The organism is Evtepia sp., from assembly GCF_034090835.1.
GTDB lineage: Bacteria > Bacillota > Clostridia > Oscillospirales > Oscillospiraceae > Evtepia.
The window spans coordinates 50,268-56,965 of sequence record NZ_JAXDRS010000017.1 but is presented as its reverse complement, the minus strand read 5'-3'; the positions used below and the strand labels follow the sequence as shown (position 1 = coordinate 56,965).

Here is a 6,698-nt window from a genome sequence, read left to right as displayed (position 1 = left end):
TGCAGTTGCTGGACAACAGGAAGAAGTACCTTTACTTTTTCATATTTTCTCGCCATAATAATACCCCCTGATGTAGTACTTCCATTTTCCTACATCAGGGGGCGTTTTGTCTATTGTCCGTTTTTACTGGTTCAGTTCAGTTTCTGGGCGGAGTCTTTTCATCAAAAATCAGGATGCTGTTTAAAGTATTCCCGGGTTTGCTCCACGTTGCGAGCGATTTCTTCCTTGAGTGCGTCAAAGGAGGGGAACTTCTTTTCTTCCCGAAGGTATTTGTAGAACTCCATCTGGATCTTCTGGCCATAGAGGTCGCCGTTAAAGTCCAGAATAAAACCTTCGATGGTAAGTTTGTCGCCGTCATCAACAGTAGGACGGGTGCCGACGTTGGTCACCGCCATGTGGGTATCGCCGTTTTCCAGGATGACCTTGGTTGCGTAGACCCCTTTTGCTGGGGAAAGAACGTTCTCCTGCAGAGTCAGGTTTACTGTGGGGAAACCAAGGACCGAGCCCAGCTTTTTCCCGTGGGACACATGGTCGCTCAAGGTGTAGGGATGGCCCAGGAACTCATTGGCCCGTTCCATCTCGCCCTGGGCTACCAGGGTGCGGATATAGGTAGAGGATACGGTGATGCCTTCCTGCTCCACTTTGGGAATGATATCGCAGCCAATGCCCAGTTCCTTACAGGCTTCCTGGAGCCGATGAGGATTGCCCTCCCCTTTATAACCGAAGTGGTAGTCGTGGCCGGCTACCAGGTGAACAGCGCCCAGATCCCGGATCAAGGTTTCTTCCAGGAATTTGCGCCAGGGCTGACGCATGAACTCAGGGGTAAAGGGTTCGACGATGACATCCTCGATGCCGTAGTACTTATGCATAAGGTCTGCCCGGTCTTCCGGAGAGGTGAGGAGAGGGACGGGACGTCCTAAAATGACGTTCTGGGGGTGGGGATCAAAGGTGAAGGCAGAGGGGGTAGCACCGAGCTCCCGGGCAACCTGAGCGGTTCGGCGCATTAAGGCGGCGTGGCCGTTGTGTACGCCGTCGAAAAAACCCAGTGCGATGACTCGTTTTTTCTGTTCCAAGGTAGGACCATTCCTTTCTCATTGGTTCGGTACGCAGTGTGGCCGGAGAGGCCAAACTGACAGATCGAGAAACACCGTCACGGAAGGACGGAAATAGGATTATACGTGAAAGAAGCTTTTGACGGTGGACAAGACGCCCTGTTCCAGTTTCCCCAACGCCAGAAATTCCTGCTGGCTGCTGTAGACCCGATAGAGTCCATCCGGACCGGATAGCGTTACGGCATTTCCGTTTCGCACCTTTTTTTCCTGGGCAGGAGTGGAGAGGGTGAGGACAGGATGCTGGGCAAAATAGCGGTCAACAGGCAGCAGCAGCTGGTCGGGGTCAGCGTGGTTCGCTACCTGCTCCAAGGTCACCGCATCCTTGAGCTGGAAACCGGCAGACTGGGTTCGGCGCAGGGAAATCATGGTACCGCCGCAGCCGAGAGCCCGTCCGATGTCGTGGCAAAGGGTGCGAACATAGGTCCCCTTGGAGCACAGGACACGGAGGAGAAAATCTGTGGGAGAATCCTGCTGCAGCAGTTCCAGCTGGTAAATGGTGATGGGGCGGGGCTGCCGCTCCACTTCCTGCCCTCGACGGGCCAGCTCATAGAGTTTCTTTCCGTCCTTTTTGATGGCCGAGTACATGGGAGGGATCTGCATCTGCGCCCCCCGGAAAGAAACCAGGGTTTCTTCTACCTGCTGACGGGAGACCGCAACAGGGTGGGTTTCCAATACGGTACCTGTGATATCCTGGGTGTCTGTGACGGTACCCAGGCGAAGGCCGGCGATGTACTCCTTTTCCCGCTCAGCGGCGAATTCCACCGCGCGAGTGGCTCTGCCCACGAAGACAGGGAGGACACCGGTGGCCATAGGATCCAGGGTTCCGGCATGACCGATTCGTTTCTCATGGAGCAGTCCTCGGAGCTTTGCAACCACGTCATGGGAAGTCCACTCCTGGGGCTTGTCGATGATGAGGATTCCGTTAGCCATGCTGCACCTTCCTGATGGCTGCCAGCATCTGGGTTCTGGCCTCTTTTGGGGTAGCGGAGATGGTACATCCTGCCGCTGCCGGATGGCCGCCGCCACCCAGTAAAGCGCAGACGTGAGAGGCGTTCAGAATGGTTTCATCGGTGCGCAGGGAGATCTTGCAGGTACCGGGGGAAAGCTCCCGGATGGTAACGGCGTGCAGCACGCCCTCCAGCTGGCCGATAAAGGAGGAGATGTCCTCCAGATCCTCCTCGGTGGCCTGTAAGTCCCGGATGAGGTCCAGGGTGACGTAGGCGAAGACCAGGCTGCCCTGGTCTTCCAGATCCATTTCCTGAATGAGGCGGCTTTCCACTTTCATTCGGATGAGGGACTTCATCCGGAAGTGACGCTTGTTGACCCACTGGGCATCAAAGTTCCGCTCCATCAGCGCAGCGGCGATGCGATGGGTTTCCGGGGTGGTGTTGGAGTAGACAAAGCAACCGGTATCCGTAGCAACTGCCATATAGAGAAGCATGGCAATTCGATCGGTGATGGTCACCCCCAGCTCCAGGAGGATGCGATAGATGAGCTCGCCGCAAGCGGCGCAGCTGAGATCAACACAGGTTTCCTTTGCGTACCCGTTGTTGGAGCCGTGGTGGTCGATGCAAAGATCGATGGCATCTTTCCAGGCCGCTGCGCTGTCAGTCAGCATTCCCTGGGCGGCCACGTCCACCGCTACGATTGCTTTGGGGGAGAAGGTGGCAGGGGCCAGCACTTCTTCAAAATAGGGGGTAAAGAGCCCGTGGGCATCTTCGTTGGGGAAAACCCAGGCGGTTTTTCCCATTTGCCGTAAAGCCAGACAGAGCGCAGAGGCGCAGCCAATGGTATCGCCGTCGGGACGACGGTGGGTCAGGATCAAAATATGATCCATAGCGCGCAGGGTGCTGGCAGCTTGATGGTCAGTCATGGTGTCCTCCGGACTCTTTTTGTTCAATATCGTTGAGAAGTTTTAGAATATGGGTGCCTTTGTCAATGGAGGTGTCTTCCTGGAAGACCAGCTCAGGGGTATAGCGGAGGGAGAGGTTTCGGCCCAGTTCCCGGCGCAGATAGCCACCGGCGGATTTCAGGCCGCGAATGACGTCTTTTACGTCACTTTTGTCCAGGACGCTCACATAGACTTTGGCATACCGCAGGTCGTTGGTGGTGTCCACGTTGGTGATAGAGACCAGCCCGTGGACCCGCGGGTCTTTGATGGTACGAAGGAGGGAGGCCAGCTCCCGCTGGATCTCTTCGTTGATCCGTCCGATTCGATTAGAAGCCATAGGCGCATGACCATTCCTTTCTTGGTTGTTTGCGGCATGACCAGTTGCTGGTCATGCCGCATTGTGATGATCGTATCGCAGGCGGCAGAAAGACGCATCGATGCAGAAGGAATTATACCTCGATCTGCTCCATAACAAAGGCTTCGATGACGTCGCCTACCTTAATATCGCTGTATTTTTCAATGCCGATGCCGCATTCATAGCCCTGGGCCACTTCCTTAACAGCATCTTTGAAGCGCTGGAGGGAAGCGATGGTGCCTTCGTGAATCACGATGCCGTCCCGGACCAGGCGGACCTGGGCGTTGCGGGACACCTTGCCGTCGGTGACATAGCAGCCGGCAATGATACCGGCGCCGGTGATCTTGTAGACCTCGCGTACTTCCACAGAGCCCAGCGCCACCTCACGGAACTTGGGTGCCAGCATGCCCTTCATGGCGGATTCCATCTCGTTGATGCAGTCGTAGATGACGCGGTACATTCTCATGTCCACCTTCATCCGGGCGGCAGACTCCTTGGCGTTGGCGTCGGGACGGACGTTAAAGGCCACGATGATGGCGTTGGAAGTAGAGGCCAGCATAACGTCGGACTCATTGATGGCGCCTACGGCACAGTGGATGACGCGGACCCGGACCTCTTCGTTGGTGAGCTTTTCCAGAGAAGCCTTCACTGCTTCGGCGGAACCCTGAACGTCGGCCTTCACGATGATGTTCAGATCCTTCAACTCGCCCTGCTGAATCTGGGAGAAGAGGTCATCCAGGGTAACTTTCTGGCTGGCGGAGTTGGCTGCCATCTTGTTCTCGTGCTTGCGCTGTTCCACCAGTTCGCGGGCCATACGCTCGTCGGCAACGGCGTGGAAGTCGTCACCGGCACCGGGAACTTCACCCATACCGGTGATCTCCACAGGGAAGGAGGGACCGGCTTCGGTGATCTTTCTGCCCTTTGCATCGGTCATGGCACGGACACGGCCTACGGCGGTCCCGGCAATGATCACGTCGCCCTGATGCAGGGTGCCTTTCTGGACCAGAAGGGTGGCGATGGGGCCGCGGCCCTTGTCCAGGCGGGCCTCGATGACAGCGCCGTGGGCGGACCGGTTGGGGTTGGCCTTCAGTTCCCGCATTTCTGCGGTCAGGACCACCATCTCCAGCAGGTTGTCAATACCCATGCCGGTCTTGGCGGAGATGGGGCAGCAAATGGTGTCGCCGCCCCACTCTTCGGTGACCAGACCGTACTCGGTGAGCTGCTGCTTCACCCGGTCGGGGTTGGCTTCGGGTTTATCCATTTTGTTGATCGCCACGATCATAGGGATCTCAGCGGCCTTGGCGTGGTTGATAGACTCCACGGTCTGGGGCATGATGCCGTCGTCGGCAGCGACCACCAGGATGGCGATGTCGGTGATCATGGCGCCGCGGGCACGCATGGCGGTAAAGGCTTCATGGCCGGGGGTATCCAGGAAGGTAACGGGAGACCCGTTCACATCCACCTGATAAGCGCCGATGTGCTGGGTGATACCGCCGGCTTCCCCTTCTGCCACGCGGGAGTGACGGATATAGTCCAGCAGAGAGGTCTTGCCGTGGTCGACGTGACCCATGACCACCACCACGGGGGCGCGGGGCTTCAGGTCTTCTTCCTTGTCTTCGGCAGTATCGATCAGCTTTTCTTCGATGGTGACAATGACTTCCTTCTCCACCTTACAGCCCAGTTCCATGGCCACCAGGGCGGCGGTATCATAGTCGATGATCTCAGACAGGGACGCCATGACGCCCAGTTTCATGAGCTGCTTGACGACCTCTGCGCCGGTCTTCTTCATACGGGAAGCCAGCTCGCCTACGCCGATCTCATCGGGGATCTTCACGGTGAGAGGGGTTTTCTTGGCGATCTCAAGCTGGAGACGACGCATCTTTTCCTGCTCTTCCTGCTTCCGCTTGTTGCCAAAGTTAGCGCCTTTGCGCTGGTTGCTGCGGCTCTGGATCTTCTGCTTGCCGCTCTGCATCTTGTTGGCGCGCTCCGGAGCCAGGTTTTCCAGGTGCTCGTCGTAGCGGGCCAGATTGACGTTGCCTGCCTTACGGGTGTCCACGATCTTCTTTTCAGGGACTCTGGTGGTGGGACGGTTTTCGGCCTTTGCCGGCTGCTGGGCAGGCTTTCCCTTGGTATGGTCGTTGTTTCCGCCGCGGTTGGCAGGGCGGTCGTTGTTCTTGCCCTTGGGGGCGTCGCCGGAACGGTTCTTGTCCCGGGGACGGTCCTCTTTCCTGGGGGCGTCGGTCTTTTCTTTCTTGGCAGGCGCACCGGCAAACACGGCCTGCAGGTCAGAGACCTGATTGTGCTGGGTCAGATATTCAAAGACGAGGGATAGTTCCTTGTCATCCAGTACCTGCATATGGTTTTTCGGTGTGGTAGCGTATGTGGTGAGGATCTGGGTGATTTCCTTGGTTTGCTTTCCGAAATCCTTGGCTACTTCGTGCACACGATATTTTTCAAAACTCAAATAAGCCACCTCCGTCATAGCTGGGGAACTTGGGTTCCAGACCAGCGCATGTATCACTTGCTTTTCTCGCTGCGGGCACAGCCTTGCTTACCCGCGATTGGTTTGCTGTAAAATCAGCGAGGTTTGTTTCGCTGGGAAGGGTTCTCGCCAGGGGAAGATTTTCCACGGGGTTTGGACCCTTTGGTTTGCTTCTTTTTTTCATTTCGGCACTTTTTGGCCCGTTCCGCTTTTTTAGACAGGACCTCAAGGGCCTGCCCGTATTGCTCCGGGTCGGCTTGCGCCATCTTTTTGGCCGCTGCTGCAGCGAAGCCAACGTCAGTGATGGCCAGCATGGCGCAGGAAGCGCGGCCCAGACAGCCGCCCAGCTCAGCCTTGGAATAGGGCAGAGTGAGACAGATGCTGTTTCCTCCTTGCGTGAGATGAAGTGCGCGGCGGATGGTGTTGTCCGCTGCGTCGTGGGCCAGCAAAAGCAGGTACGCTTTGTGTACCCGGCAGGCGACCCCGACAGGCTCTTCTCCCACGGCAAGTTTCCCTGCCCGGAACGCCAGACCCAGGAGGGAGGGTATGCTATCCATCCGTACCGCCTCCTTCCATTTCTTTGGCCAGGGCGTCATAAACATCCTCGGGAATGGGGAGGGAGAAGGCGCGTTCCAGCGCCTTGGACTTTCGGACCCGTTTCATACATTCGGGGTCAGGGCAGAGGTAAGCGCCGCGTCCGGGCTTTTTCCCGTGAAAGTCCAGGGATATCTCTCCCACCGGGGATCGGACGACCCGGATGAGTTCACGTTTTGGCTTCATTTCCCGGCAGCCGAGGCATTGGCGCATAGGGATCTTTTTTGGCACGGTGCCACCTCCTTATATTAGGGAAAAGGAAAG

General features: G+C 57.1%; 7 protein-coding genes. All 7 read right to left on the bottom strand.

The window, feature by feature from the left end:
* Positions 1-161: 161 nt before the first annotated feature.
* Positions 162-1,073: a bifunctional riboflavin kinase/FAD synthetase gene (locus SOR61_RS03255; RefSeq protein WP_320611260.1), complete on the bottom strand. Its 912-nt coding sequence runs from the start codon at positions 1,071-1,073 to the stop codon at positions 162-164.
* A 99-nt stretch (positions 1,074-1,172) separates the two neighbouring features.
* Entirely contained in the window at positions 1,173-2,042 is an 870-nt protein-coding gene (gene truB / locus SOR61_RS03250; RefSeq protein WP_320611259.1) for a tRNA pseudouridine(55) synthase TruB, read from the bottom strand.
* Positions 2,035-2,985 carry a DHH family phosphoesterase gene (locus tag SOR61_RS03245; RefSeq protein ID WP_320611258.1) on the bottom strand — a complete coding sequence of 317 codons (951 nt, stop codon included), beginning with the start codon at positions 2,983-2,985 and terminating at the stop codon, positions 2,035-2,037. Before SOR61_RS03245 ends, truB begins: the two co-directional genes overlap by 8 nt.
* On the bottom strand, positions 2,978-3,340 hold the full coding sequence (gene rbfA, locus SOR61_RS03240) for a 30S ribosome-binding factor RbfA (RefSeq protein ID WP_320611257.1): 363 nt from the start codon (positions 3,338-3,340) through the stop codon (positions 2,978-2,980). Before rbfA ends, SOR61_RS03245 begins: the two co-directional genes overlap by 8 nt.
* 112 nt (positions 3,341-3,452) lie before the next feature.
* Complete coding sequence (gene infB, locus SOR61_RS03235) at positions 3,453-5,840, bottom strand: translation initiation factor IF-2 (protein WP_320611256.1); 2,388 nt, start codon at positions 5,838-5,840, stop codon at positions 3,453-3,455.
* Positions 5,841-5,935: 95 nt separating this feature from the next.
* On the bottom strand, positions 5,936-6,397 hold the full coding sequence (locus SOR61_RS03230) for a ribosomal L7Ae/L30e/S12e/Gadd45 family protein (RefSeq protein ID WP_320611255.1): 462 nt from the start codon (positions 6,395-6,397) through the stop codon (positions 5,936-5,938).
* Positions 6,390-6,665 (bottom strand): RNase P modulator RnpM, encoded by a 276-nt coding sequence (gene rnpM, locus SOR61_RS03225; RefSeq protein ID WP_320611254.1) that lies wholly within the window; start codon positions 6,663-6,665, stop codon positions 6,390-6,392. Before rnpM ends, SOR61_RS03230 begins: the two co-directional genes overlap by 8 nt.
* Positions 6,666-6,698 lie beyond the last annotated feature (33 nt).